Origin of the sequence: Salinigranum marinum, from assembly GCF_024228675.1 — an archaeon.
Taxonomy (GTDB): domain Archaea; phylum Halobacteriota; class Halobacteria; order Halobacteriales; family Haloferacaceae; genus Salinigranum; species Salinigranum marinum.
Genome location: NZ_CP100461.1, coordinates 1,910,286 through 1,933,960, shown reverse-complemented (window position 1 = coordinate 1,933,960; position 23,675 = coordinate 1,910,286). Strand labels below are relative to the sequence as shown.

The window sequence follows — 23,675 nt, the reverse complement described above, 5'->3', positions numbered from 1 at the left end:
CAAAAGTTTAAATATTCTGTATGTGCTGTCGTTTATGTACTCGAACAACGGGCTTTGAAGCAAAATCACGCACAAAAAAGTGGTGGAACAAAACGAACGATATATTTCGCATAAGTGAACCGAATTGTTAGAAACTGGGTTTACCAGATCCACCGCCTCTCCCAACGTACGTCGCGGCGAAGACGGTGACGTTGTTGATCGGGAACGCGTCAATCGTGGCATCGTTCTCTGTTCCATCAAACGAGTACAGACTCGGCGGAAGGGTGGGCACATCGTTGCCCTTCCCGTCAAGCGAGGCGTAGACTCCCGGCGGTGGGTACACATAGTTGTCCTTGCCATCGAGTGACGCGTATAGACTCGGCGGATACGGATCGTTCCCTTTCCCATCCATGGGTTCGGCCGATGCCGTCCCAACGCCACCGAAGACTCCGGCAGCCACAACGACCGCAACGAGGAGTATTTTGACGGCAGTGCGTCCAACCGTGATGTCGATTGCTTTCATCACAAATGTATCCAAGACGGAGTATTCGATGGAGACAGATGCTAATTATCGAAGCGTGTCCTCGAAAGTTTGTTCTAGATAGCTAGAGTAACGGACCTGGTGGCCCGGAAGCTGTGCTACTGCTCTTTGGCCTCGTACTGCTGGATGAACAGCTCGATGCCACGGGTTGCTACGTATTTGCGGCTGAACCCATGCTTCTCGCAGAAGTTCTCGAACTGTTCTCCGAGTGCGTCTTCGTAAGAAACAGCGCTAACGACCCGAACGAGGGAGATTCGACTGGTGGTTTGTAAACTTCGCCACCCCTATCTCGTAGGGGCTTTGAACCTGAAATATCAAGCCGGTGGAGGGATTTGAACCCTCGGCCTATTCCTTACGAAGGAATCGCTCTGCCAGCTGAGCTACACCGGCACGCCGTCGTGCAACATCACGTACCTGCAAGAGGGAAATAAGGCTTCCGAATCGCCCTACTCCCTGCGAGTCAACCGCACGTCCAGACAGACGTTCAGTTCGTGGGGGGCGTACGACCGCACGACGTGTTCGGTCTCGACCGCCACGTCGTACTCCGGCTCCGCCACGGCTCTGATCGCCGCTAGGCCGGGCCCGAAGGGGTCCTTGTCGTGTTGGATGTCGTAGTAGTGAACCACGCAGTCGTCGCCGGCGACGTCGACCGCGGTCGCCAAGAACCCGTCGGCCGAGTGGGGGAGGTTCATGACGATCCGGTCGGCCCACCCCGCGTACGCGCCGGCGACGTCGCGGACGTCCCCCTGGATCGCAGTCACCCGATCCGCGACGCCGTTCCGGCGGGCGTTCTCCCGGAGGTAGTCGACCGCGCGTTCGTTGAGGTCGACGCCGACCGCCTCGGCACCGCGGGCGGCCATCGGCACCACGAACGGGCCGACGCCGGCGAACATGTCGAAGACGCGTTCGCCCGGTTCGACCTGGCTGACGACGCGGTGGCGTTCCGTGGCGAGCCGGGGGGAGAAGTACACCGTGGCGATGTCGAGGCGGAAGTCGTGGCCGTACTCGCGGTGGACGGTTTCCGTTCCGTCCCCGACGAGCACGTCCCAGTCGCGGACCCGAAGCTCGCCTTTCACCTTCGAGGCCCGGTTGACGACGGTCTCGACGGGGAGGTCCGACTCGACGATCGCGTCGGCGATCCGTCGGGCGCGCTCCGGATCGTCCTCGTCGAGGATCGCGATCTCTCCCAGGCGCTCGATGCTCGGTGCGAAGCCGAGCACGTCGGCCGGCGTGACCTGCGAGTCGCGCTCGGGTGCGTCGCGGTGGACGACATCGATGTCGCTGTCGATGGCGGCGGCCCCGGCGTCGAGCGCGGCGACGGCGGCCGCCCGTTCCGTGACGGGGATGTAGATCGAGCCGTCTTCGACGACGATCTCGTGGTCCTCGTCGAGGAGGTCGGCCGCGGCGAGTTCCCGCCGGACCTCCTCGCCGGCTTCGCGGGCGACGCACACGCAGGGGACGCTCATCGCCGTCGAAGAGACCGTCGGCGCGAGTAAGGCTGACGCTTCGCCCCGACCGGGCGACGAAGCGCCGGTGACGACCCGAGCAGATCCGGTGACGCACTCGAGAACCGACGAGAGCCTGGCGAAGAGCCGGTCAAGAGTCGACAGAGAACTGGTGAGAAAGCCGACGTGGTGGACCGGTGGCCCGTGCACGCGCGACTCAGGCGACGAGTCGCGGCCCCACGTCACAGCCCGGCGCGTCGCCCTCGGTCGCGGCGCCGACCCACTCCATCGGCGTCCGCTCCCGGCCGTCCTCGACGCAGGGAGCGACCCACTGGAGCACGCCCTCGCGCGTCACCGCCAGCGCGGTCTGGGGGAGCGTCAGCGCCGTGTACTCGGGCCCCATCCGTCCGACGCCGGCGGTCGTGCGGTCGCCGAACGCCGGGAGCGTGACGCCCTGCTCCGCCGCCCACTGGCGGAACGCGCGGACCCGGTTCGCGATGGCCCGGTCGCGCGGCGTCGTGGGGCCGTCCAGTGCGACCTCGTGGGGCCACGTCCTGACTCGGACCGACTCGATCACGCCGCGGCGGTCGAGCCACGCCAACCGTCGCCGGAGTTCGTCGTGCTCTTCGCCCTCGCCGGCGGGGAGCGTGCGAATCCACAGTTCGACTCGGGGGCGCGTGGTCGTGGGCATCGTACTCACCACTCTCCGATACGTCGGCCGAGCGAAAAGAGACGTGGGGCGCTTCTCGTCGCACGGGAATCAGTCGCGCCCGCGGACGTTGACGTCGCGTGCGCCGGCGCACGTGCGCTGGCGGAGGACGACGCGGCGTCGCGTACACGAGGGTCCCGCCCCCGACAGCCCGTGGCGCTCGTGCTCCCGTCAGCCGAACCGGGGTGTCTCCCGGCCGGTCACCGAGGTCGCGCGCAGTTCGAACAGTTCGATCGCGGTGTCGCCGACGTCCTCGTCGAAGATCCGCACGGGGCCGAACCGTTCGTTGATCGCCGCGGCGTCGTACCGCTCCGGGTCCCCGATGGGACCGATGGAGCCGCGGACGACGACGCTCCACGACTCGCCGTTCGTCGCCCCGTACACAACGAAACACGCCTCGGTCGTGGCGTCGAGGAACGCGAGTTTCTCGCTGTCGTCGTCGTCGCTCAGCCGGAACAGGACGCTCCCCGCCTGGTAGTGACAGTGCACCGGGACCGCGTACGCGCGACTCCCGTCGGCGAGCGACAACACCCCGGTCTCGGCCTCGCGCAGATGTCGTTCGACGTCCGATTCCGGCATCCCGACCGTGTACACGTACTCGATGTGTTCCATCGTGGTCCCCGTCCGTCATCGTACGGACCCCGACGGATTAACCGCTCGCCATGGTCCGCCGACCGGTCCGGCCACAACGGTTAGGATGGTAGAAGCGTTGACATTCGATGTGTACGACGCCGTCCTCCTCGCCACCGACGGGAGCACGCCCGCGAGCCGCGCGTTCGACCGTGCGGTGACGCTCGCGATCGAGACGGGGGCGACGTTACACGTCCTCTCGGTCGTCGACGTCGGCGACCTCGACCCGTTCACGGACGCCGACATCGACGCCGTCGACGAACTGCTCCGGGACGCGGCGGAGACGGCCGTCGACGACGCCGCCGAACGGGCCAGGGAGGCCGGCGTCGACGTCGTCAGCACTGTTCGCGTCGGCGTCCCCCACCGGGAGATCTGTGCGTACGCCGACGAGACCGCCGCCGACGTAGTGGTCGTCGGCACCCACGGGCGGGCGGGGCTCTCGCGGGCGCTCCTCGGAAGCGTCGCCGCGCGAGTCGTCCGGACGTCGACGGTACCGGTCCTCGTCGTCCCGCCTGTGTGACTCACCCCGCAGCGCACTCAGCCTCGCAGCAGGTTCATCACCTCGCCGGCGACGTCGGGTTCGACGGCGACGATGTAGCGCCGCCCGGGGTCCAGCGTCGTGTCGGGCCGGGCGATGCGTTCGCCGTCGTCGTCGGAGATGACGAGCGTCCCCGAGGGGAACCGGATCTCCTGTAGCGTCTTGTTGGCGGCCGGGGCTCCCTCGACGACGCGGATCTGCATGATGTCGAGCGTCCCGGTCACGTCGGCCAGCGTCTGGACGTCGCCGCCGATGATCTCGTTGACGGCGACGCGCGCACCGGCGCGCTCGGGGAAGAGCACCGCGTCGACGAACCGGGTGTACGACTCGCCGGCGGCGCGGTCGATGCGGCAGACGCTCCGGATCTCCGGCGATAGCCGTTCGGCCGCCATGCAGACCGCGAGGTTTAGGCCCGTCTCGCCGGTCAGGGCGGCGACCGCGTCGGCGCGGTCGACGGCCGCCTGTTCGAGGATGTCGGGGTTCGCCGCGTCCCCCTCGATCACCGTCGCGAAGTACGCGTCCGCGATCTGCTCGCACCGCTCCCCGTCGCGCTCGACGATCCTGACGTCGTGTCCGAGGTCGTCGAGCATCTCCGCTGTCTGGAAGCCGACACGGCCGCCGCCCGCGATGATGATGTCGAGTTTTGTGGTCATGGTCTGGTGTCGTTGTCAGTCGTCCTCGTCCGCGGCTAGTCCTGCATCGGTGCCCGCACCGCCCTCGCTTTCCTCCTCGAACGCGGCGTCCACGTCGGTCGTCTCCAACTCGTCCGGCTCTCCGATCTCGTCCGTCCCCGCGCCGACCCCCCGCGCCGTCTTGAACCGGTTGAGCCCGACGTACGTCACCACCCCGAGCACGATCCAGCTAACGCTGAGGACGAGCGCGAGCGGATCGGTCCGGATCAGGAACTCGATCAGGACGACCGTCAGCACGAGGTTCAACACGATGCCGAGCAGCGGCGGCAGCGGGTACAGCGGCATCTCGTACGGACGCGTCATGTCCGGGCGCTCGCGGCGGAGTTTGATCACCGCGCCGTTCACGACGATAAAGGACAGCAGGAAGAAGAGACTGGACATGTTGCCGGCGCTCTGCGTCGGCAGAACGACGGAGCCGAGCATGACGATGGCGCTCGTGACGATGGCGACGAACGGCGTCCCGAAGCGGTGGTGGAGCTGGCCGAACCCCGGCAGGAGCTGGCCCTCCCGGCCCATCGAGAACGCGACCCGCGAGGAGGCGATGACCACGGCGTTGAGCGCGGTGAGCGTCGAGAACACCGCCCCGAAGACGATCACCGCGCCGCCGTTCTTGATCACCGGAAGCCCGGTCGGCATGAACTCCGTCGCGGCCTGGGCGATGCCGGCCTCGCCCGCCGCGGCCAGCCCGCTCGCGCCGAGCGTGCCGATGGCGACGGTGACGACGAGCAGGTAGACGACGACGGTCACCGCGAGGCTGACGAAGATGGCCTTGGGGATGTTCTCGCGGGGGTTCTTCACCTCCTCGGTCACGGTGGTAATGAGGTCGTACCCCTCGAAGGCGATGAACGTCAGCCCCATCGCCGGCAGGACGGCGAAAGCCGTCCGGTCTCCCGGGAAGAGGGGCTGGAACTCCGCGGAGGAGAACATCGGCGAGGCGACGCCGAAGCCGACGAAGATCATCAGGATGGTCACCTTCGTCGCCGTGAAGATCGTCTCGATACTCCCGCTCGCCGCGGTCGAGACCGCGTTGAGTGCGACGAAGAGTGCCACGGCCACGAACGCCAATCCGACCCCGGCGGGGATTCCGGCGTCGATCACGGGCAGGGCGATCGCACCCACCTGATCCGGCGGCGGGACGATCCCGTAGACGTGGAGCAGTTCGAGGAAGTTGGGCGCGAAGCCGAGCGCGTACAGCGCGCCGGCGATCATGTACGCGAACCAGAGCATCCACCCCATCAGGAACGACTGTAGATCCGCGAACACCTCGCGGACGAAGGCGTAGCCGCCGCCGGACTTGGGGATCGCGGAGGCGAGCTCGGCGTACGACAGCCCGGTGAAGGCGGTGACGACGCCGTTGAGCGCGAAGACGAAGATGGCCCCCGGCCCCGCGATCTCCGCGGCGAGCCCCGTGAGGACGAAGATGCCCGCGCCGATCATCGCGCCCATGCCGATCATCGTGGCGTCGAGAAGCCCGAGTTCCGCCTCGGGGGCGCGTTCGCCGTGGCTGCTCATGTTCCCGTCCCGACGCGGGTCTCCCCGGTCGATCGCTCGGAGCAGCGACGCGACGCCTCCCGGTCGTCACTCGTCGTCACCGCTCCGGGCCGTCGCCCGGTTTCTCGGTTCAGTACGCCTCGACTCGGTCGTCTGGCACGGCGGCGTGCCCCCATACGAGAGCAGTATCTCACTCGGGCTACTTTTGAATCTCGGCTTGATTCCCTCTTTGTGGGAACAACCCTACTGATTGATACCTATCAGAGTGATATGGCCCGGTCCATCTCCCGTCCCCAGCGACGTGCCGCCGCCGAGCGCGGACCGAACGCGAGCCGTCCACCGGTTTGTCCCGTCACGGACTCCGGGGTCGACTCCCCCGAGAATCGAGCGTTCCGACCGGGTCGGTCGCCGACGTTGGCGCTCAGAACAGCACGTCGAGTTCGTCGTCGGTGTTGAGGAGGGCCGCGAGGCGCTCGGGGCTCGCCGCGTCGCGCTCGTGGAAGTCGCGCTGGGCCTCGATGGCGACCGCCTGCAGTTCCTTGATCCGCGGGACCGAGGTCACGCCCGAGAGCAGGACGACCGCGGCGACGTAGCTCGAGTCGGTCGGGTAGTCACCGCCGCGGACCTCCATCGTCCCGGTCTCGTCTTCGAGCCACGTGCGCCCGCGTTCGATCCCTCGCCGCGACAGCGCCGCCGGCGGCCCGCTCACCACGAGCAACGCGCGTTCGGTCCCCCGAACCTCGCAGGGGAGCGTGAGCCGACCGAGGGTCGCGCGTCGGACCAGACTCGACACGCGGTTCGTCGCCCCGCCGTCGTCGGTGGTCGTCGGGGCGGCCCGGAAGCGCGAGAACAGCCCGGACGCCGAGCGCTCGACCGGCGCGGCCGCGTAGCCGATCGTCGAGACGCCGCCCGACGCGAGCGTGTTGATGATCTCGCTCGCGTCGACGACGCTCTCGGCGACCTCCCGCCCGGGTTCGCCCGCGGAGAAGAGCACGCCGAGCCGTCGGGCGAGTTCCGCGTTGCTCTCGGCGTACCCGGTCTCGAGCGACTCGCCGCTCCGCCGCCAGGCATCGTTGTCGAAGACGAGCAGGTTGTCCACCTCGCGGACGAACGTCTGGAACGACCGCGCGGCGTTGAGCGTGTAGATCCCCCCCTCGTCGCTCCCGGGGAGGAGCGCGAGGCCGTACACTGGCTCCGTGTGAAGCCGTTTGAGCCCGCGGGCGATCACTGGCGCGCCGCCGGAGCCGGTGCCGCCGCCGAGGCCCGCCACCACCAGAAAGGCGTCGACCTCGTGGGAGTGGACCGCGTCGAGGGCGGCCAGCACCTCGCCGACGTCCTCGGACATCACCTCCGCGCCGAGTTCGTTGTCCGCACCGACGCCGTGGCCCTTCACCCGGGCCTGTCCCACGAGCACGCGTTTCGCTGGTGGGATCTGTTCGAGCCCGAGCAGGTCCGCGCGGGCGGTGTTCACCGCGACCGCGGCGCCGATGAAGCCGCTCCGTGTCTCGGCGTCGTACCGGACGAGCGCGTCTACCACCTTGCCGCCGGCCTGGCCGACGCCGATGAGTGCGAGTTTCATGCGAATAATGTCGCGTATATTATGAGTCGGGAGCTATTGAACACAGCGGTGGTGGGTTTATATGTCCCAGTCCGTACGGGCGGACGTGACAGACACGTTTCCGACACCCAATCCCGGCCCCTCGCGCGAGCGACTCGCCGTCCGTCTCGGCTGTTCGGCGGTCGCCGCCGGCCTCTCGGTTGTCGTCTTCCGAGACGTCGTCGTCGAGGCGCTCCCCCTCCTGTGGCCGCCGACCGATCCGGTCTCGCGCTGGTTCGGGCTCGTGACCGTCCTCGCCGTCTCGTTTCTCGTGTTGCCGGGGGTCGTCGGCACCCTCGTCGGCGACCGTCTCTATGACTCGCTCGACGACGAGTAACGGGACGACGGCGGCGGGGACGAGAACGGGTCGTCCCGGCCGGTCGCCGGTCGATCGTCCGCCGGCGTCTCGTCGGCTCCCGTCCCGTCGCCCGTCCGGTCCGTCGCCGCCCTCGCGCCGTCGCTCACGGCGGCCTCGACCGCCCCGAGGACGCCGCGCTGTCCGACGACCGTCCCGTTCCGGCGGAGGCGGTCGTACGCCTCCGTCCCCCGATCCCCGGCGAAGTTCCGTTCCCCGAACGGCCGTTGTTCGACGACGACGATCTCGTCCGCGGCGGCGGCGGCGGCGAGGTTCGGGAGGTTGCCGTCGCCCACCTCCACGTCGGTGACGACGACGACGTCGGCGTCCGCCACGCGCTCGGCGACGGTCTCCCGCGTCGCCTCGTCGATCCCCGCGTACGGGGGGACCGTGACGACATCGAACCCGAGGTGGCGGGCGGTTTCGGTGTCGGTGTCGCCCTCGTTGAGCGCGCCGACGGTCACGGTGTACCCCGCCGCCGAGAGGAGATAGAGGACGCGCGCGGCGCTTCCGCCGCCCCCGACGACGTGGACCCGACCCACGGCGTCCCCGCTCGGTTCCGGCAGGGCGGTGACGTACACCGATCCGGTCACGGGATGCCGGGAGACGACCGCGTTGGCCCCGAACGCGTCGCGGAGCCGGGACTCGGTCAGCACGTGCTCCGGGGTGCCCGCCGCGACGACCGTCCGCTCGGCGAGGAGGACGAGGCGGTCGCAGTAGTGCGCCGCGAGGTTCAGGTCGTGGATGGCCGCGACGGCGGTCTTCCCCTCGCCCACGAGCGCACGAACCAACTCGAGCGTGCGGACCTGGTGGTTGATGTCGAGGCTCGCCGTCGGCTCGTCCAAGAGGACGAGCGGTGTCTCCTGGGCGAGCGCGCGGGCGATGAGCACCCGCTGTCGCTCCCCTCCGGAGATCTCCGTGACGGCCCGGTCGGCCAGTTCTTCGACCTCGGTCCGCGTCATCGCGCGCTCGACGGCGGTCGCATCGTCGGGTCGCCACGTCGAAAAGCGCGAGCGGTGGGGCGTTCGGCCCATCTCGATCGCCTCCCGAACGGAAAAATCGAACGACAGCGACGTCGTCTGCGGGACGGTCGCGACGAGCCGGCTCGCCGCCCGCGACGAGAGGTCGTGGACGTCCTCGCCGGCGACGCGCACGCGTCCCGCCGTGGGCGTGAGCGCCCCGTTGATCGTCCGCAACAGCGTGGTCTTGCCCGCGCCGTTCGGGCCGACGAGCCCGACGAACTCGCCTCTCGAGACCGTCGTCGAGACGCCGTCGAGCACCCGCTCGTCGCCGAGATCGACGACGAGGTCCGCCACGTCGATCACAGCCGGCGGACCTCCCGCGAGCGGAGCAAGTAGATGAAGAAGGGCGCGCCGACCGCAGCGGTGACGATCCCTACCGGGAGTTCGGCGGGTCCCGACCGTGCGACGGTGTCGGTCACGACGAGAAAGGCCGCGCCGCCGAACGCCGACGCCGGCAGGAGGACGCGGTGGTCGGGCCCCACGACGAGCCGCATCATGTGCGGGACGACCAGCCCCACGAACCCGATGACGCCCGAGACCGCGACCGCCGCCGCGGTGACGAGGCTGGCGAGCGCGAGCAGCAGGCGCTTCGTCCGCTCGACTTCGATGCCGAGCGAGTGGGCGTCCTCCTCGCCGAGCAACAACACGTTGAGGTCCTGGGTGTACACCAACAGCAGGAGGAACGTCGGTGGGAGGACGAAAAGCGTGGCCTGGACGTCGCCCCAGGAGGCGTCGTGGAGGTGGCCCATGAGCCAGAAGACGGCGCGGTCGAGGCTCTCGCCCGCCTGCAGGAGGAGAAAGGAGACGACGGCACCGAGGAACGTCTGGACGGCCACGCCGGCGAGCAGAAGCGTCGCGACCGGCGTCCGGCCGTTCTCCGTGGCGATGAGGTAGACCCCGAAGGCGGCGACGACCGCGCCGACGAACGCCGCGGCTTGGAGCCCGATCCCGAACGGGAGGGCGGGCAGGGCGATCGAGGCGACCGCACCGACCGCCGCTCCCGACGAGACGCCCACGATGGAGGGATCGGCCATCGGATTTCGGAAGAAGCCCTGCATGACGACGCCCGCGGTGGCGAGCGCGAAGCCGACGACGGCGGCGAGGGCGATTCGGGGCATCCTGACCCGCCCGACGATGATCGACGCCTCCCGCGGGACGTCGAACGCCACCCCCGGGAGCGCGTCGAGGACGACCTGCGCGACCGTCGTCGGCGGGAGGCGAACGGGGCCGATGCCGGCGCTGACGACCATCGCGACCGCACAGACCGCCGCGAGGCCGGCCGACCAGCCCACGGCGCGGACGCGTACGTCCCGAGACATCCGTGAGTACAACCGCAGTTTCAGTACGTAAATACGTGTTGTACTTCGGGGGGAGCGTCCCGGCACTCGACCGAATGGCTGCCGGAGGCGACCGGACCACAACCGTATTACGGCGTCGTCTCCCTCCTCGGTGTATGGTCGAGAACGTCATCTGGCCCGCGTACTTCGACGCCGCCCGCTCCCGGTCGGAGGGTCGCCGGGTCGCACTGGACCAGGCGGTCGAAGAGCCGACCGTCGACGAACTCGCGAAGGCGGTCCAGCAGGTCGGCTACGACGCGGTCATCGAACGGGACAAGGCGTACTCCCGGGAGTACGAACGTCGCGGCCGCGTCCTGGTTCAGGGGGCCGACGACGCCTCGAAGAACGACCTCGTCCAGGCTGTCGCCGCGTACGTCAATATCCTGCGCGACTGATGCGGGGGGGAGAATGAAGCGCGTCGGAACCGTCTCCCGGGTCGCCCAGGGGGTCGCGATCGTTCGCCTCGACGACGACCCACCGGAGATCGGCACGGCCGTCCTCGACGACTCGCTTTCGACCGTGGGGCGAATCGTCGACGTGTTCGGTCCAGTCGACCGACCGTACGTGGCCGTCTCGCCCGCGAGCGGCGTCACGCCCGCGTCGCTCGTCGGCTCGAAGCTGTACGCGCGGTGATCCGTGTTCTCTGACGTGCATCGATGGCGAGCGACTCGCGCGAGGTCTTCGAGAGCGACCAGTGGGAGCGATCGAAGGCCCGGAGCGACGGCGTTGTTTCGGTGGTCCTGCTCGCGGCTCTGTCCGGGAGCACCCGGTTAGGGAGGACTTCACGACCGAAGCGAGTGGCGGCTCGGAGCGCCGCAGGTGCTTCGGCGTGTGAGGCCGCTCGTGCGCCCGGCCACCGTGTCGGGTTTCGGACCCTCTCGTCTTCCAATGCTGATACGTCTCCGTTTCTCTCGTCTCCCGATACCGCTCCGCTCCACGGATCGCGGTGCGCACACGTGCCGAACGGTCTCTCCGCTGGTCTGCCCCTGGGGTTTCGTTTTCGCACACGACGGAACGAAAAGCCCCAAAGCCCTGCCGCCGAAACGCGGGAGTATGAAACCGCGCGTCTACGGCGGGATCGCGTTCGCCGCCGTGCTGTTCCTCCTCGTCCAACTCGGGGCGCTTGCGCTCGTTCCGACCTTCTACGCCGAGGGGTACCAGCAGGTCGAGGACCCGACGGATCCGGCGAACAGCCTCCTGTACATCGGCGCGATCCTCGTCGCCACGGCGGTGATGCTCGCCGCGTTCAAGTACGACTTCGACTGGGCCGTCCGAGCGCTCGTCATCTTCACCTCGGGGCTCCTGTCGTGGTACGTCTTCAGCGCGCTCGTCCCCGGTTTCCTCTCGGTCGTGCTCGCCGCCGTCGTCGCGCTCGCGCTCCTCGCGTACCCCGAGTGGTACGTCATCGACACTGCGGGCGTGCTGATGGGCGCGGGAGCCGCCGCGCTCTTCGGGATCAGCTTCGGCGTCCTCCCGGCCGTCGTCCTCCTGCTCGTGCTCGCGGTGTACGACGCCATCTCCGTCTACGGGACGCGACACATGCTCGAACTCGCAGAGGGCGTGATGGATCTCCGCGTTCCCGTCGTGCTCGTGATCCCGACCAGCCTCTCGTACTCGCTTCTCGACACGGAGTTCGCCGACGCGAACGAGGTGCACGAGGGTGACGAGGACGAAACGGTGACGGCCGACGGCGGGGACCGGTCGCCGGAGACGCCCGACGGGGAGCCGACGGCCACGGATGCGACCGCGGAGGCGGACCCAGACGGGAGCGCGCCTGCGGCGGTCGACGGGGCTGGCGAGAACGAGGAAGACGACGTCCGCGACGCCTTCTTCATTGGCCTCGGTGACGCCGTCATGCCGACCGTGATGGTCGCCAGCGCCGCCTTCTTCTCGCCGGCCGCCTCGTTCGGCCTCTCGTCGCTCCCGGCGCTCAACGTCCCCGCTCTGACGGCGATGATCGGCACGTTCCTCGGCTTTTTTATTCTGATGTGGGCCGTGACGAAGGGGCGGGCCCACGCCGGCCTCCCGCTCCTCAACGGCGGCGCGGTCGGCGGCTACCTCCTCGGATCGCTCGTCGCGGGCGTCCCGCTGGTCGAGGCGCTCGGCCTCGCGTCGTACCTCTAACGCGCGTGGCGACGGCTTCAGTCGTCGATCGCCTCCTGGATCCCGATCCAGTTGGTGACCGTCCCGGTGTCGTCCTCGAGGGGGACGAGCGACACGCGGTTCCGGAACGGGGTGCCGTCCTTCCGGTAGTTCCGGAGGGTGACGGTGACGGGCTCCCAGATGTCGAGCGCCTCGCGGAGGTCAGCGACAGGACCGGCCGCCGTCTCCGGCCCTTGGAGCAGGCGTGGGTTCTCCCCGCGGAGTTCCGCCATCGAGTAGCCACTCAGTCGCCGGAACGTCCGGTTGGCGTACCGGATGGGGTTGTCCTCGTACGCCGGCCCCGAGAGCGTGAGCCCGAACGGGACGTCGTCGAGCACGCGGACCCGCCACACCAGTTCCCGTTCGAGCGGCGTCGGATCGTCGAGGCCGGCCACCGCGGCGGTCGCGTCGTCCGGGGAGCCGTCCGCGACCGCCCGGTCCGGTCGCTCGGCGTCGAGACCGTTCTCGTCGAGGAACGCCGGCAGGCGCGTTCGGAACGTCCGGTCGTCGAGGAGCAACAGGTCCGTGAGCGCACGTCTGAGGGACATCCGTACGTCCCGTGGTGCCCGCGGACACATACCCGTTCAGGTCCTGTCTGTTCGAGCGCGAGTCCTGTCCGTTCGGCCGCGTGGCGCGCTACGCGGCGTCGGACGAGGCGACGGGGTTGCCCTCCCGAACCTTCACCGCCATTCCCGTCCCGAAGTCGCCCATCGCATCGGCGGAGAGTTCCGCACGACCGACCGCGAGCAGTGCCCCTCCCTCGTCGACCACGGCCACCTCGTCGCCGGGGCGAACGACGGGGTCGACCTCGCGGACGAACTTCGCGAACGCGTTCTTGCCGTCGCGGACGAACGGCTCGGACTCGTCGCCGACGACGACGCGGTACGCGGGCGCGTCGAGGGCGGCCGTCAGGCGGCGCCCCCCTTCGAGGCCGAGGGTACACCGCCCGTCGACGGCGTACGTGACCAGGCGGCCGGCGTCGGCGTGGACCTGGCTGGGCCGGCCGCTCGACGTGCGCTCGATCCGCAGGTCCTCGTCGGCGGGAAACAGCGCGGCTCCCGCGCCCTCGCCGAACTGGTAGTCGGCGACCGTCCGCAGCTGGCGGAGGTCGCGCTCGTCCGCGTCGCTCATGTGCACCCCTCGCCGCGGTGCGGACAAAACCTCTTTCATCCCGTCGCCATGCCCACTGCTCACACGGTCGGGCGAGAGAGAAACCAATATACCGGTGAATTACCGTGTGACGAACATGAACCTCAGACTCGCGCTCGTCGGCGTCTGTTTCCTGCTGACGAGTAGCGGCCTGTTCGCCGCCAGCAGCGCGCCCCAGGGCGTCCCGCTCGTCCTCGCGGTCGCCGCCGTCGTGGGTGCCGCCGCCGCGCTCGCCCGCTCGAGTATCGGGCGCGGTGCCGCGTAGACGGGCAGACGGGCCAGCGGACTGACGGGGACCGACCATTCGGCGGCCGTTCAGGCGCAGGTAGGGCCGCTCAAGACCGTTCAGGCGCACGGTGCCGTGACCCGCTTTCGACTGTTTTGCCGCAGGGCCGACGGTGCAACCCGACGCGTTCGGGAGCTACAGGAGGAACGTCTCCTGTCGTTCGGAGAGGTCGAGGAAGGCGTCCGTCGCGTCGACGAGTTCGTCGGCGGTCGACTCGCCGAACGCCATCACCTCGACGCGGACGCCCTCGTGGCGGAGGTGCGAGCAGAGCCGCGAGAAGTCGCCGTCGCCGGTACAGAGCACCACCGTGTCGACGTGCGAGGCGAGCGTGACGGCGTCGAGGCTCATCCCCACGTCCCAGTCGGCCTTCTTCGACCCGTCGCCGAACGTCTTGATGTCCTTGATCTTCGTCTCGAAGCCGATGTCGACCAGCGCCTCGAAGAAGCGCTCCTCGTCGGGCGAGTCCGCGCGGATGACGTAGGCGATGGCGCGGACCAGTTCGCGACCGGAGACGCCTTTCTCCAGGAGGGCGGAGTAGTCGATGTTCCGCGAGTAGAGGCTATGAGCGGAGTGATAGAGGTTCTGGGCGTCGACGAGGACGGCGACCCGCTGGTGCGGATGGATCTCGGTCATTATCAGATGACGATGGTCCACCGACTAACGGTTATCGGTCCGAACGAGGGGGGACGGAGCCGGCAGCGAGGATGTCCCGGCGCGTCGACACGGGAAGCCAGGTGACGACGAGGCGCATCGGCAACCAGTGGCGCTCTACCCGTCCCCACGAGATGCGCACGGGGGGCGTGGTGCGGAGACGACCGTCCGGACAGTGAGACCACACCTCTCCGGCAGACTCGCTCGTGCGTGCGCACGATCACGAGCCACGCACGACACACCGCCGCGACCGGCGCGCGGGAGCGAAACGACCGAATCGACTGGGGAGGACGGGGTCAAATCGCCCTGGCGGCCGTGCTTCCGCCGGTGTCGTCGTCAGTTCGCTCTCCCTCGCCCCGGCGCTCCGACGAGACGGAACGCTCCCGGCGAAGTATCGGAGCAACGATACGAACGCCGAACGGGTCCCGCAAGCTATAACAGGGGACCCGTGCGTGGACTCAGGTGTGACCCGACCCGCGCCCACCAGTGCTCGTCCGTCGAGAGCGCCGCGTGGGTCGACGCCGACGGTTCCGAAAAAACGCGTCTTCTGACGCTCGTGGCGGGAGTGGCGACCCCGTTTCGGGCGGTTTCCGACAGTCGGAGAGCGACACGTTCGACCACAGACGAGACACCACACACTACACTCACATCCGATGACACTCGACGAATTCCGCGGCGTGTACCCGGCGATGTGCACGCCCTTCCACGACGACGACAGCATCGACTTCGAAACCCTCCGCGCGGACGCTCGACGACTCGTCGACGCCGGCGTCGACGGGCTCGTCCCCGTCGGCTCGACCGGCGAGTCCGCGACGCTCACACACGACGAACACATCGAGGTGGTCGAGTGCGTCGTGAGCGAGGTTGGCGACGAGGTGCCGGTCATCGCCGGCTCCGGCTCGAACAACACCCGCGAGGCGCTCGAACTCTCGCGGCGCTCGGCCGACGCGGGCGCGGACGCCCTCCTCTTGATCTCGCCGTACTACAACAAGCCCGAACCCGCAGGCTTCGTCGAACACTACCGGACGATCGCGGACGCAGTCGACCTCCCGCAGATCGTCTACAACGTCCCCTCGCGGACGGGGCGTAACATCCTCCCCGACACCGCCGTCGAACTCGCTTCACACCCCAACATCCAGGGGTACAAGGCGGCCAGCGGCGACCTGAACCAGATCTCCGAGGTGATCGAGCGGACCCGCGACGAGTCGTTCCAGGTGCTGTCGGGTGACGACGGCCTCACTCTCCCCGTGCTCTCGGTCGGCGGGGCCGGGACGATCAGCGTCGTCGCGAACGTCGAACCCGAGCGCACGGTCGAGCTGGTCCACGCCGCGCTCGACGGCGACTACGGACAGGCCCGCGAGATCCACCACCGCCTCGCCCCGCTCGTCCGCCAGCTGTTCGTCGAGACGAACCCCATCCCGGTGAAGGAGGCGATGGGGATCCGCGACTACAGCCCCGCGCACCTCCGCCTGCCGCTGACGCGGATGTCCGAGGAGAACGCCGCGGAACTGGAGCGCATCCTCGACGGGCTGGCACAGGAACGGGTCGCCGCGGAGGCCGACCAGTGAGCGAGGCTCCACAGGTCGCGGTGACGGGAGCGACCGGGCGGATGGGTCGCGAACTGATCGCGCTCGCGCGCGAGCGGGACGACCTCGACCTCGCGCTCGCGGTGAGCGGCTCCGCCGAAGACGCGGTCGAGGGGGTTCCCGTCGCCGACGCCGACACCCTCCCTCGGCTGCTCGTCGAGCGCGAGGTCGACGTGCTCGTCGACTTCACCGCCCCCGCCGCCAGCGCCGAGTACGTCGCCGCCTGCGCGGACGCCGGCGTCGCCGCCGTCGTCGGGACGACGGGCTTCGACGCCGAACAGGAGGCGACGCTCGACCGGGCCAGCGAGACCGTCCCGGTGCTGAAGGCGTCGAACTTCTCCCGGGGGATCGCCGCGCTCCGCCGGGCGGTCCGCGAGGCGGTCGGAGCGCTGCCCGACTTCGACGTCGAACTGACCGAGACACACCACAACGGCAAGCGCGACGCCCCCTCGGGGACGGCGAACGCGCTCCTCGACGATCTGGACGCCGAACGGGGCGACCACCCCCGCGTCCACGGCCGCGAGGGCCACCAGCCGCGCGAGGACGGGGAGATCGGCGTCCACGCCCGCCGCGCCGGCGGCATCCCCGGCGAGCACGAGGTGCTCCTCGGGGGCGACCACGAGTACCTCTCGCTGTCGCACACGGCGCTCGACCGCGGCGTCTTCGCCGACGGCGCGCTTGACGCGGCCGCGTGGCTCGCCGGGCGGGACGCCGGCCGGTACGACTTCGGAGCCGTAATCAACGATGAGGAGTGACTGGGAGACATGACACTGCAGACCGAGATCGAGACGCTGTGGGAGCGGTACGACGCGGGCGAGGTCGACGCGGCGTCGACCACTGCGGCCGAGGCCGAGACGCTCGACGCGTTCCTCGACGCGCTCGAAGCCGGCGAGGTCCGCGCCGCCGAGAAGACCGGCTCGGGGGTCGAGAGCTGGGAGGCGAACGCGTGGGTCAAGCGGGGCATCCTGCTGAACTTCGGCCTCCGAGAGACCCACCCCCGCGAGTACGGCGACGTCACCTACCACGACGTCTTACCCCTGAGAGAGACGGACGACCTCGCCGCGAAGGGGACGCGGAACACCCCCGACGGGACGGCGATCCGTCGCGGCGCCTTCTTGGGGAGTGACTGCATCATGATGTCGCCGTCGTTCGTCAACGTCGGCGCGTACGTGGGCGACGGCACGCTCGTCGACTCCTGTGACACCGTCGGCTCCTGCGCACAGATCGGCGAGGGCGTCAAACTCGGCGCGAACACGCTCATCGGCGGCGTGCTCGAACCCGTCGAGGACGCGCCCGTCGTGCTCGAAGACGGCGTCTCGCTCGGGGCGGGCTGTCGCGTCACGAGCGGGTTTAGAGTCGGCGAGAACACCATCGTCGGCGAGAACACGCTCCTCACACCCCGGATCCCCGTGTACGACCTCGTCGAGGAGGAGGTGATCTACGGCCACCTCCCCTCGGAGCGTCGGGCCTTCACCCGGATGGTCGAGTCGTCGATCGGCGACCACGACCTCTTCGCGGGCGGGGCGTACAAGCCGGCGGTCGTCGCCCTCGACATCGAGGACGACACCCGCGACGCCACGCGGCGGGAGGAGGCGCTGCGGGAATGAGCGAGGGTGCGGGTGCGGGTGCAGGTTCGGATTTCGACGAGGCTGTCGCCCCCGAGAACCCGCCCGTGCGCCGGCTGGCGGCGTGGGACGCGGCGGAACTCGAAGGGCTCGCCGACGAGTACGACACGCCGCTGTACGTGATGGATCTCGGCCGGGTTCGCGAGAACTGCCAGCGCCTGCGCGAGGCGTTTCCGGCCGCGGATGTCCGGTACGCCGCGAAGGCCCACGCCGGACGGGCGGTCCTGGAGACGGTCCGCGAGGCGGGGCTCGGCATCGAGTGCGCCTCCGCCGGCGAGGTCGAACGCGCCTTCGCCGCCGGTGCCCACGGGTCGGCGGTGCAGTACACCGCGGTCAACCCCCCCGGAGGGGACCTCGACCACGTCGTCGACCGGTGGCGCGACGCCCCCGACCTCACCGTGACCGTCGGGGCGCGCGACACCGTCGACCGCCTCCGCGACCGCGGCTTCGACGGTCGGCTGTGTGTGCGTGTCAACCCCGGCGTCGGCGCGGGCCACCACGAGAAGGTGACCACCGGGGGCCACGCCAAGTTCGGCGTTCCCTACTCCGAGGCCGAGTCGGTCGTCGCCGACGCCCGCGACGACTTCGACGTCGTCGGGATCCACGCCCACGCCGGGTCGGGCATCTCGGGCGATGACCTCTCCGCACACCGGGAGGTCGTCCGGCGGATGGGCGACCTCGCACGTGCGGTCGGCGAGTTCGTCGACCTTGAGTTCGTCGACGTCGGCGGCGGCTTCGGCGTCCCCTACCGCGAGGACGAACCCCCGCTCGACCTGGCGGCGGTCGCCGAGGCGACCCGCGAGGCCCTGGGAGACGTCGACGCCCAGTTGGCGATCGAACCCGGGCGCTACGTCGTCGCGGACGCGGGCGTCCTCCTCGCGACGGTGAACACGGTGAAACACGCCGAGGAGTACGAGACGGTCGTCGGCATCGACGCGGGCATGACGACGCTGTTGCGACCGGCGATGTACGACGCGTACCACGCGATCCGGAACCTCTCGACCGAGGACGAGGACGAGAGCGCAATCCCTGTCACCGTCGCTGGGCCTATATGCGAGACCAGCGACGTGCTGTGTGAGCACCGACCCCTCGCGCGCCCGTCGCGGGGCGATCGCCTCGCGGTGGGCAACGCGGGCGCGTACGGCTACGAAATGGCGTCGACCTACAACTCCCGGCCGCGACCGGCGGAAGTCGTCCTCGAGCCGGAGCCACGCCTCGCCCGCCGGCGCGAAACGATTGCTGATCTGACCGAGCTAGACGTATGAGCCTCACACGCACCATTCCGTTCGAGAAGTACCACGGAACCGGCAACGATTTCATCGTCGTCGACGCCGACCATCCGGTTCCGAACCGACCCGCGTTCGCGACGACCTACTGCGACCGCGACGGCGGCGTAACCGATGCCGACTCCGAGACCGTCGGGGCCGACGGCGTCCTCTTTCTCGCGCTGGAGTCGAGCTACGATCCGCCCCGCGTCGTCATGACGCTCGTCCAGCCCGACGGCTCCGTCGCCGCGATGTGCGGCAACGGCGCGCGCTGCGCGGCGGCGTGGGCCCGCGAGCGGACCGGCGCGGAGGAGATCATGATCGACACCCCCGCGGGAACGCGACGGGCCACCCTCGACGGCGACGAGGTCATGGTCGAGATGGGCATCCCCTCGTTCGCCCCGCGGGACGTCCCGCTCTCCCGCGAGGAGCCGCTCGTCGAAGAGCGGGTCGAGGGACTCACCGTCACCGCGGTGAACACGGGCGTCCCCCACGCCGTCGCGTTCGTCGATTCGGTCGAGGGAGTCGACCTCGACGCCGTCGCCCCGCCGATCAGACACGCCGACGTCTTCCCGCGCGGCGCGAACGTCACCGTCGCCTCGCGCGCGGACGACGGTTTCCGCCAGCGGACCTTCGAACGAGGTGTCGAGGGCGAGACCCGCTCGTGCGGCACCGGCGCGGTCGCCGTCGTCGCCGCCGCCAAGCGACTCGGCCTCGTCGGCGACGAGGAGGTGCGCGTGTCGCCGCCCGGTGGGAGTCTCCACATCCGGGTTCCCGACGGGGCGGAGGCGACGCTCCGGGGTCCCGTCGTCCGGGAGTTCGCGGGCGAACTCGAGGTCGTCTCGACGCCCGAACCGTGACGCGCTCGGCCGCTTCCAGTGACGCGTTCGACCCCATCGCGTTCCTCGAACGCGCCGTCGCGATCGACTCGACCGACGAGGACGTCACGGCGATGCGCACCTTCCTGAGGGAGACGCTCGGCTCACACGGTGTCGCCGAGACCGTCGACGACGCCGGCAACACCCTCGCCTCGCGCGGGGCCGCCGCCGCGGACTGCTCGCGGCACGTCGTTCTCAACACCCACATCGACACCGTCCCGCCGCACGTCCGGTTCGAGCGCGACGGCGACGTGATCCGCGGGCGCGGGTCGTGCGACGCGAAGGGCCCACTCGCGGCGCTCCTCGCGGCGTTTCTCGCCGTCGACCCCGGCGACGCCCGCGTGACGCTCGCGGTCACGCCCGACGAGGAGGCGCTGTCGACCGGCGCGGCCGCGCTCGCCCTCGACGGCGATCTGTACGTCGTCGGCGAGCCCACGGGGCTGGACGTCTGCACCGCCGCCAAGGGCCGGTTCCAGGGGACGCTCTCGCTCACCGGCGTGGCGGCACACGCGGCCGAACCCGACTCCGGGACGAACGCCGTCGCCGCCCTCGAACCGGCGTTGGGAGCGATCCGCGCGTTCGACGCCGACCGCGACCCCCACCCCGACCTCGGCCCGGCGACGCTCACGCCCACGGTCGTCGACGGCGGCGCGGCCACGAACCAGGTTCCGGCCGACTGTTCGCTCGTCGTCGACCGGCGGAGCGTGCCGCCCGAGACCGCCGAGGGGTTCCGCTCGGCGTTCGAGGCGGCCGTCCGCGACGCCGTCGCCGACGAGGTCGGCGTCTCGTTCGCGCTGACCGAGCGCCCGACGCCGTTCCTGGAGGCGTTCGCGACCGCCCCCGAGCACGAACTGGTGGAGACGCTCTCGGCCGCGTCGCGCGAGGCGGGTGGCTCGGGGGCGGTCCGGCCCTTCACCGCCGCGACAGAGGCGTCGTACTTCGCGCCCGCCCCGACCGTGGTGTTCGGTCCCGGCGTCCTCGCGGACGACACGGGGGCCGTGGCACACGCCGAGCGGGAGTACGTCTCCGTCCCGGAGGTCCGGCGGGCCGCCGAGGCGCTCACGGCGGCGCTCGACTCGCTCGTTCCGTAGCGTCTCGCGTTCTCCGCCGCCCGAAGCGTAAACTCGATACCCACGGCCCGTCTCGACGGACGCATGTACGAAGCCGTCTACGCCACGCCCGACGGCGCGTCGACGCCCGCGCGCCTCGCGCACGCCGCCGCCCGCTACGGCTACGACGGCGTCGTCGTTCGAGCCACGGGAGAGGAGGATGGGCTCGGAACCGACGACTCCGAGCGGATCCGCGAGCGCTTCGGAACCGACGTGGTCGACGCGGTCGAGATCGTCGCCGAGGACCCCGAGTCGGCGGTCGGCGCGATCGGCGCGCATCGCCCGTCGTCGACGCTCGTCCTCGTCCGCGGCGGGACGGATCGCATGAACCGGTTCGCGGCCGAGCGGGAGCGCGTCGACGTGCTCGCCCGGCCGTTTTCCGATGGTGGCGACGTGAACCACATCATCGTGAAGGCCGCCCGCGACAACGGCGTCCGGCTGGCGTTCGACTTCGGGCCCGTGCTCCGTCTCGACGGCGGCCGCCGGGTCCAGTCGTTGCGAAAGCTCCGCAAACTCCGCGAACTCGTCTTCGCGTACGACGCGCCGTACGTCGTCAGCGCGACGCCGCGGTCGCACCTCCAGCTCCGAGCGCCGCGGGAACTCGCCGCCCTCGGCGAGACGCTGGGCTTTTCGGCCGACCAGGTCACCGAGGGGCTCCGCGAGTGGGGCCGACTCGCGGCACGGAACCGTCATCGGCGCTCCGACTCTTTCATTGCGCGCGGGGTCGAACGTGGTCGGTATGAAGAAGACGATTGAGGAACACGCCGCGCGCTTTTCCGATGCCGCGGCCGCGTACGACGACGACGCCTCGCCGGAGTATCTCGCCTGCTGTGACCTCGTCGTCGACCACGCCGCCGTCGCCCCCGACGACGTCGTCCTCGACCTCGGGACGGGAACAGGAGCCATCGCGCTCGCGCTCGCTTCTGACGCGAAGCGGGTCGTCGGCCGGGACATCAGCGAGGGGATGCTCGACCGCGCACGCGAGAAGGCACGCAACGGAGGCGTCGACAACGTCGCGTTCGGCTACGGCGAGTTCCGCGACCCCGACTTCGAGGCTCCGGTCGACGTCGTCACCTCGAACTTCGCGCTGCACCACCTCTCGGACGACGAGAAGCGTGCGGCGATCGAGGTGATCGCCGCCCTCGGCCCCCGACGGCTGGTTCTCGGCGATGTCATGTTCTTCGGCGAACCGGACCCCGTCGACCCATTTTATTCTCCCGAGGTCGACGACCCCGCGACGGTCGGTACGCTCGCCGATATCTTCACCGACTGTGGCTTCGCACTGACCGCCGTCGAACGGGTCCACGACCAGGTCGGCGTGCTCGTCGGCGAGCGCGCGGGCGAGACGAACGAGTGAGACGAGCGCGATGAAACACCTCCCGAAACACGTCCGGCCGCGGTGGCGGTATCTGGCCGTGGAACTGGAGTCGTGGCCCGACGCCTCGCTGTCGCGGGGCGCGTTCCAGCGCGAACTCTGGTACGCGGCGCAGAACCTCGTGGGCGACGTGAAAAGCGCGGACGCGGACCTGCGCGTGCTCTCGTTTCGGTTCGACCGCGGTCGGGGAGAGACGCTGGTTCGCGCCCGCCGAGCGGAGGTGGGCGTCGCCCGAGCCGTGCTCGCGTGCGTCGACGAGGTCGACGGCCACCCTCTGGGGGTGCGTGTCAGGGGCGTCTCGGGAACGGTGCGTTCCGCTGAGGAAAGGTATTTAAATCACGGCCCCGGACGATTCGAGGAGAGAACCGTCGTGGTCGATGAGGACGTCCGGACTGCCGTCGCCCGTCCCCCCGTCGTCGACGTGGCCGGTCCGAGCGGCTTCTCGGGTGCGACTGAACTCGATTTCGAGTAATACGACATCATGCAGGGACAAGCCCAACAGCAGGCGTACGACCGCGGAATCACGATCTTCTCACCTGATGGCCGCCTCTATCAGGTCGAGTACGCCCGGGAGGCCGTCAAGCGGGGTACGGCGAGCATCGGCGTCCGGACGCCGGAGGGCGTCGTCCTCGCGGCCGACAAGCGCTCTCGCTCGCCACTGATGGAGCCGACGAGCGTCGAGAAGATCCACAAGGCGGACGACCACGTCGGCATCGCCTCGGCGGGCCACGTCGCCGACGCCCGACAGCTCATCGACTTCGCGCGCCGGCAGGCGCAGATCAACCACCTCCGCTACGGCGAGCCGATCGGCATCGAGACGCTCACCAAGGAGATCACCGACCATATCCAGCAGTACACGCAGGTCGGCGGGGCCCGCCCGTTCGGCGTCGCACTGCTGATCGCGGGCGTCGAGAGCGGCACGCCACGGCTGTACGAGACGGATCCCTCCGGGACGCCGTACGAGTGGAAGGCCGTCTCGATCGGCGCTAACCGCGGCGACCTCCAGGAGTACCTCGAAGAACAGTACACGGACGATCTCTCGCTCGATCAGGGCGTCGAACTCGCGCTGCGGGCGATCGCCTCGACGAACGACGACGAGCTCGCGCCCGAGGGCGTCGACGTGGCGAAGGTACCGGCCGAGGACGCCACTTTCGTCCAGCTGTCGAACGACCACATCGAAACCCACCTCGCGGAGCTCGATCTCCTCCCCGACGAGGAGGCCGAAGACGACGAATCCGACGGCGCGGACGAGTAGCTCCCGCAGATACCACAC

Annotated in this window: 28 protein-coding genes and 1 tRNA gene; 16 read left to right on the top strand and 13 right to left on the bottom strand. The window is 69.6% G+C overall.

Annotation, left to right across the window (positions count from 1 at the left end):
* Nucleotides 1-127 precede the first annotated feature (127 nt).
* The 5 genes from NKJ07_RS09515 to NKJ07_RS09495 all read right to left on the bottom strand — a co-directional run bounded on the left by NKJ07_RS09515 (nt 128) and on the right by NKJ07_RS09495 (nt 3,286).
* Nucleotides 128-502 (bottom strand): hypothetical protein, encoded by a 375-nt coding sequence (locus NKJ07_RS09515; protein ID WP_318570347.1) that lies wholly within the window; start codon nt 500-502, stop codon nt 128-130.
* A 335-nt stretch (nt 503-837) separates the two neighbouring features.
* Nucleotides 838-910, bottom strand: a tRNA-Thr gene (locus NKJ07_RS09510).
* A gap of 56 nt (nt 911-966) precedes the next feature.
* Complete coding sequence (locus NKJ07_RS09505) at nt 967-1,986, bottom strand: class I SAM-dependent methyltransferase (protein WP_318570346.1); 1,020 nt, start codon at nt 1,984-1,986, stop codon at nt 967-969.
* A gap of 196 nt (nt 1,987-2,182) precedes the next feature.
* Nucleotides 2,183-2,656: an HTH domain-containing protein gene (locus NKJ07_RS09500; RefSeq protein WP_318570345.1), complete on the bottom strand. Its 474-nt coding sequence runs from the start codon at nt 2,654-2,656 to the stop codon at nt 2,183-2,185.
* 189 nt (nt 2,657-2,845) lie between these two features.
* Entirely contained in the window at nt 2,846-3,286 is a 441-nt protein-coding gene (locus tag NKJ07_RS09495; RefSeq protein WP_318570344.1) for a pyridoxamine 5'-phosphate oxidase family protein, read from the bottom strand.
* 109 nt (nt 3,287-3,395) lie between these two features.
* Here NKJ07_RS09495 and NKJ07_RS09490 point away from each other — a divergent pair, with 109 nt between their 5' ends.
* Nucleotides 3,396-3,824 (top strand): universal stress protein, encoded by a 429-nt coding sequence (locus tag NKJ07_RS09490; protein WP_318570343.1) that lies wholly within the window; start codon nt 3,396-3,398, stop codon nt 3,822-3,824.
* Between the two features lie 17 nt (nt 3,825-3,841).
* Here NKJ07_RS09490 and NKJ07_RS09485 read toward each other — a convergent pair whose 3' ends face one another.
* From NKJ07_RS09485 to NKJ07_RS09475, 3 genes are all read right to left on the bottom strand, one after another.
* Nucleotides 3,842-4,495, bottom strand: a complete 654-nt coding sequence (locus NKJ07_RS09485) for a potassium channel family protein (RefSeq protein WP_318570342.1) — start codon at nt 4,493-4,495, stop codon at nt 3,842-3,844.
* A 15-nt stretch (nt 4,496-4,510) separates the two neighbouring features.
* Complete coding sequence (locus tag NKJ07_RS09480; protein WP_318570341.1) at nt 4,511-6,046, bottom strand: APC family permease; 1,536 nt, start codon at nt 6,044-6,046, stop codon at nt 4,511-4,513.
* A gap of 400 nt (nt 6,047-6,446) precedes the next feature.
* On the bottom strand, nt 6,447-7,604 hold the full coding sequence (locus NKJ07_RS09475) for a tubulin/FtsZ family protein (protein ID WP_318570340.1): 1,158 nt from the start codon (nt 7,602-7,604) through the stop codon (nt 6,447-6,449).
* 85 nt (nt 7,605-7,689) lie between these two features.
* Here NKJ07_RS09475 and NKJ07_RS09470 point away from each other — a divergent pair, with 85 nt between their 5' ends.
* The gene (locus tag NKJ07_RS09470; RefSeq protein WP_318570339.1) at nt 7,690-7,959 is read left to right on the top strand and encodes a hypothetical protein; all 270 of its coding nucleotides are present in this window, start codon (nt 7,690-7,692) and stop codon (nt 7,957-7,959) included.
* On the opposite strand, the gene NKJ07_RS09465 is transcribed toward NKJ07_RS09470, so the two are convergent.
* The gene (locus tag NKJ07_RS09465) at nt 7,935-9,302 is read right to left on the bottom strand and encodes a heme ABC transporter ATP-binding protein (protein ID WP_318570338.1); all 1,368 of its coding nucleotides are present in this window, start codon (nt 9,300-9,302) and stop codon (nt 7,935-7,937) included. The two genes, NKJ07_RS09470 and NKJ07_RS09465, sit on opposite strands and share 25 nt — an antisense overlap.
* Entirely contained in the window at nt 9,299-10,318 is a 1,020-nt protein-coding gene (gene btuC, locus NKJ07_RS09460) for a vitamin B12 ABC transporter permease BtuC (protein WP_318570337.1), read from the bottom strand. Before btuC ends, NKJ07_RS09465 begins: the two co-directional genes overlap by 4 nt.
* Before the next feature lie 134 nt (nt 10,319-10,452).
* Between btuC and srp19 the strand changes: the two genes are divergently transcribed.
* The 3 genes from srp19 to NKJ07_RS09445 all read left to right on the top strand — a co-directional run bounded on the left by srp19 (nt 10,453) and on the right by NKJ07_RS09445 (nt 12,460).
* Nucleotides 10,453-10,731, top strand: coding sequence for a signal recognition particle subunit SRP19 (gene srp19 / locus NKJ07_RS09455; RefSeq protein ID WP_318570336.1), 279 nt, complete (start codon nt 10,453-10,455; stop codon nt 10,729-10,731).
* A 13-nt stretch (nt 10,732-10,744) separates the two neighbouring features.
* Complete coding sequence (locus NKJ07_RS09450) at nt 10,745-10,969, top strand: H/ACA ribonucleoprotein complex subunit GAR1 (protein ID WP_318570335.1); 225 nt, start codon at nt 10,745-10,747, stop codon at nt 10,967-10,969.
* 420 nt (nt 10,970-11,389) lie between these two features.
* Nucleotides 11,390-12,460, top strand: a complete 1,071-nt coding sequence (locus tag NKJ07_RS09445; protein ID WP_318570334.1) for a presenilin family intramembrane aspartyl protease PSH — start codon at nt 11,390-11,392, stop codon at nt 12,458-12,460.
* Nucleotides 12,461-12,477: 17 nt separating this feature from the next.
* Here the strand turns inward: NKJ07_RS09445 and NKJ07_RS09440 are convergent, their stop codons facing one another.
* Nucleotides 12,478-13,026, bottom strand: a complete 549-nt coding sequence (locus tag NKJ07_RS09440; protein ID WP_318570333.1) for a PAS domain-containing protein — start codon at nt 13,024-13,026, stop codon at nt 12,478-12,480.
* An 88-nt stretch (nt 13,027-13,114) separates the two neighbouring features.
* The gene (locus NKJ07_RS09435; RefSeq protein ID WP_318570332.1) at nt 13,115-13,609 is read right to left on the bottom strand and encodes a PUA domain-containing protein; all 495 of its coding nucleotides are present in this window, start codon (nt 13,607-13,609) and stop codon (nt 13,115-13,117) included.
* A 115-nt stretch (nt 13,610-13,724) separates the two neighbouring features.
* Here NKJ07_RS09435 and NKJ07_RS09430 point away from each other — a divergent pair, with 115 nt between their 5' ends.
* Complete coding sequence (locus NKJ07_RS09430) at nt 13,725-13,892, top strand: hypothetical protein (RefSeq protein WP_318570331.1); 168 nt, start codon at nt 13,725-13,727, stop codon at nt 13,890-13,892.
* Nucleotides 13,893-14,048: 156 nt separating this feature from the next.
* Here the strand turns inward: NKJ07_RS09430 and NKJ07_RS09425 are convergent, their stop codons facing one another.
* Nucleotides 14,049-14,546, bottom strand: coding sequence for a LabA-like NYN domain-containing protein (locus NKJ07_RS09425; RefSeq protein ID WP_318570330.1), 498 nt, complete (start codon nt 14,544-14,546; stop codon nt 14,049-14,051).
* 671 nt (nt 14,547-15,217) lie between these two features.
* Between NKJ07_RS09425 and dapA the strand changes: the two genes are divergently transcribed.
* The 10 genes from dapA to psmA all read left to right on the top strand — a co-directional run bounded on the left by dapA (nt 15,218) and on the right by psmA (nt 23,657).
* Nucleotides 15,218-16,132, top strand: coding sequence for a 4-hydroxy-tetrahydrodipicolinate synthase (gene dapA, locus NKJ07_RS09420; RefSeq protein WP_318570329.1), 915 nt, complete (start codon nt 15,218-15,220; stop codon nt 16,130-16,132).
* Between the two features lie 41 nt (nt 16,133-16,173).
* Nucleotides 16,174-16,905, top strand: a complete 732-nt coding sequence (gene dapB / locus NKJ07_RS09415) for a 4-hydroxy-tetrahydrodipicolinate reductase (RefSeq protein WP_318570433.1) — start codon at nt 16,174-16,176, stop codon at nt 16,903-16,905.
* 9 nt (nt 16,906-16,914) lie between these two features.
* On the top strand, nt 16,915-17,757 hold the full coding sequence (locus NKJ07_RS09410) for a 2,3,4,5-tetrahydropyridine-2,6-dicarboxylate N-succinyltransferase (RefSeq protein WP_318570328.1): 843 nt from the start codon (nt 16,915-16,917) through the stop codon (nt 17,755-17,757).
* Nucleotides 17,754-19,040, top strand: a complete 1,287-nt coding sequence (lysA, locus tag NKJ07_RS09405; protein WP_318570327.1) for a diaminopimelate decarboxylase — start codon at nt 17,754-17,756, stop codon at nt 19,038-19,040. The genes NKJ07_RS09410 and lysA overlap by 4 nt, the downstream gene beginning before the upstream one ends.
* Nucleotides 19,037-19,900 carry a diaminopimelate epimerase gene (gene dapF / locus NKJ07_RS09400; RefSeq protein WP_318570326.1) on the top strand — a complete coding sequence of 288 codons (864 nt, stop codon included), beginning with the start codon at nt 19,037-19,039 and terminating at the stop codon, nt 19,898-19,900. The genes lysA and dapF overlap by 4 nt, the downstream gene beginning before the upstream one ends.
* Nucleotides 19,897-21,009: a M20 family metallopeptidase gene (locus tag NKJ07_RS09395; RefSeq protein ID WP_318570325.1), complete on the top strand. Its 1,113-nt coding sequence runs from the start codon at nt 19,897-19,899 to the stop codon at nt 21,007-21,009. Before dapF ends, NKJ07_RS09395 begins: the two co-directional genes overlap by 4 nt.
* A 63-nt stretch (nt 21,010-21,072) precedes the next feature.
* Entirely contained in the window at nt 21,073-21,783 is a 711-nt protein-coding gene (locus NKJ07_RS09390) for an RNase P subunit p30 family protein (protein ID WP_318570324.1), read from the top strand.
* Nucleotides 21,767-22,384, top strand: a complete 618-nt coding sequence (locus tag NKJ07_RS09385; RefSeq protein ID WP_318570323.1) for a class I SAM-dependent methyltransferase — start codon at nt 21,767-21,769, stop codon at nt 22,382-22,384. The genes NKJ07_RS09390 and NKJ07_RS09385 overlap by 17 nt, the downstream gene beginning before the upstream one ends.
* 10 nt (nt 22,385-22,394) lie before the next feature.
* On the top strand, nt 22,395-22,874 hold the full coding sequence (locus NKJ07_RS09380) for an Rpp14/Pop5 family protein (RefSeq protein ID WP_318570322.1): 480 nt from the start codon (nt 22,395-22,397) through the stop codon (nt 22,872-22,874).
* A gap of 9 nt (nt 22,875-22,883) precedes the next feature.
* Nucleotides 22,884-23,657 carry an archaeal proteasome endopeptidase complex subunit alpha gene (gene psmA, locus NKJ07_RS09375; protein ID WP_318570321.1) on the top strand — a complete coding sequence of 258 codons (774 nt, stop codon included), beginning with the start codon at nt 22,884-22,886 and terminating at the stop codon, nt 23,655-23,657.
* Nucleotides 23,658-23,675 lie beyond the last annotated feature (18 nt).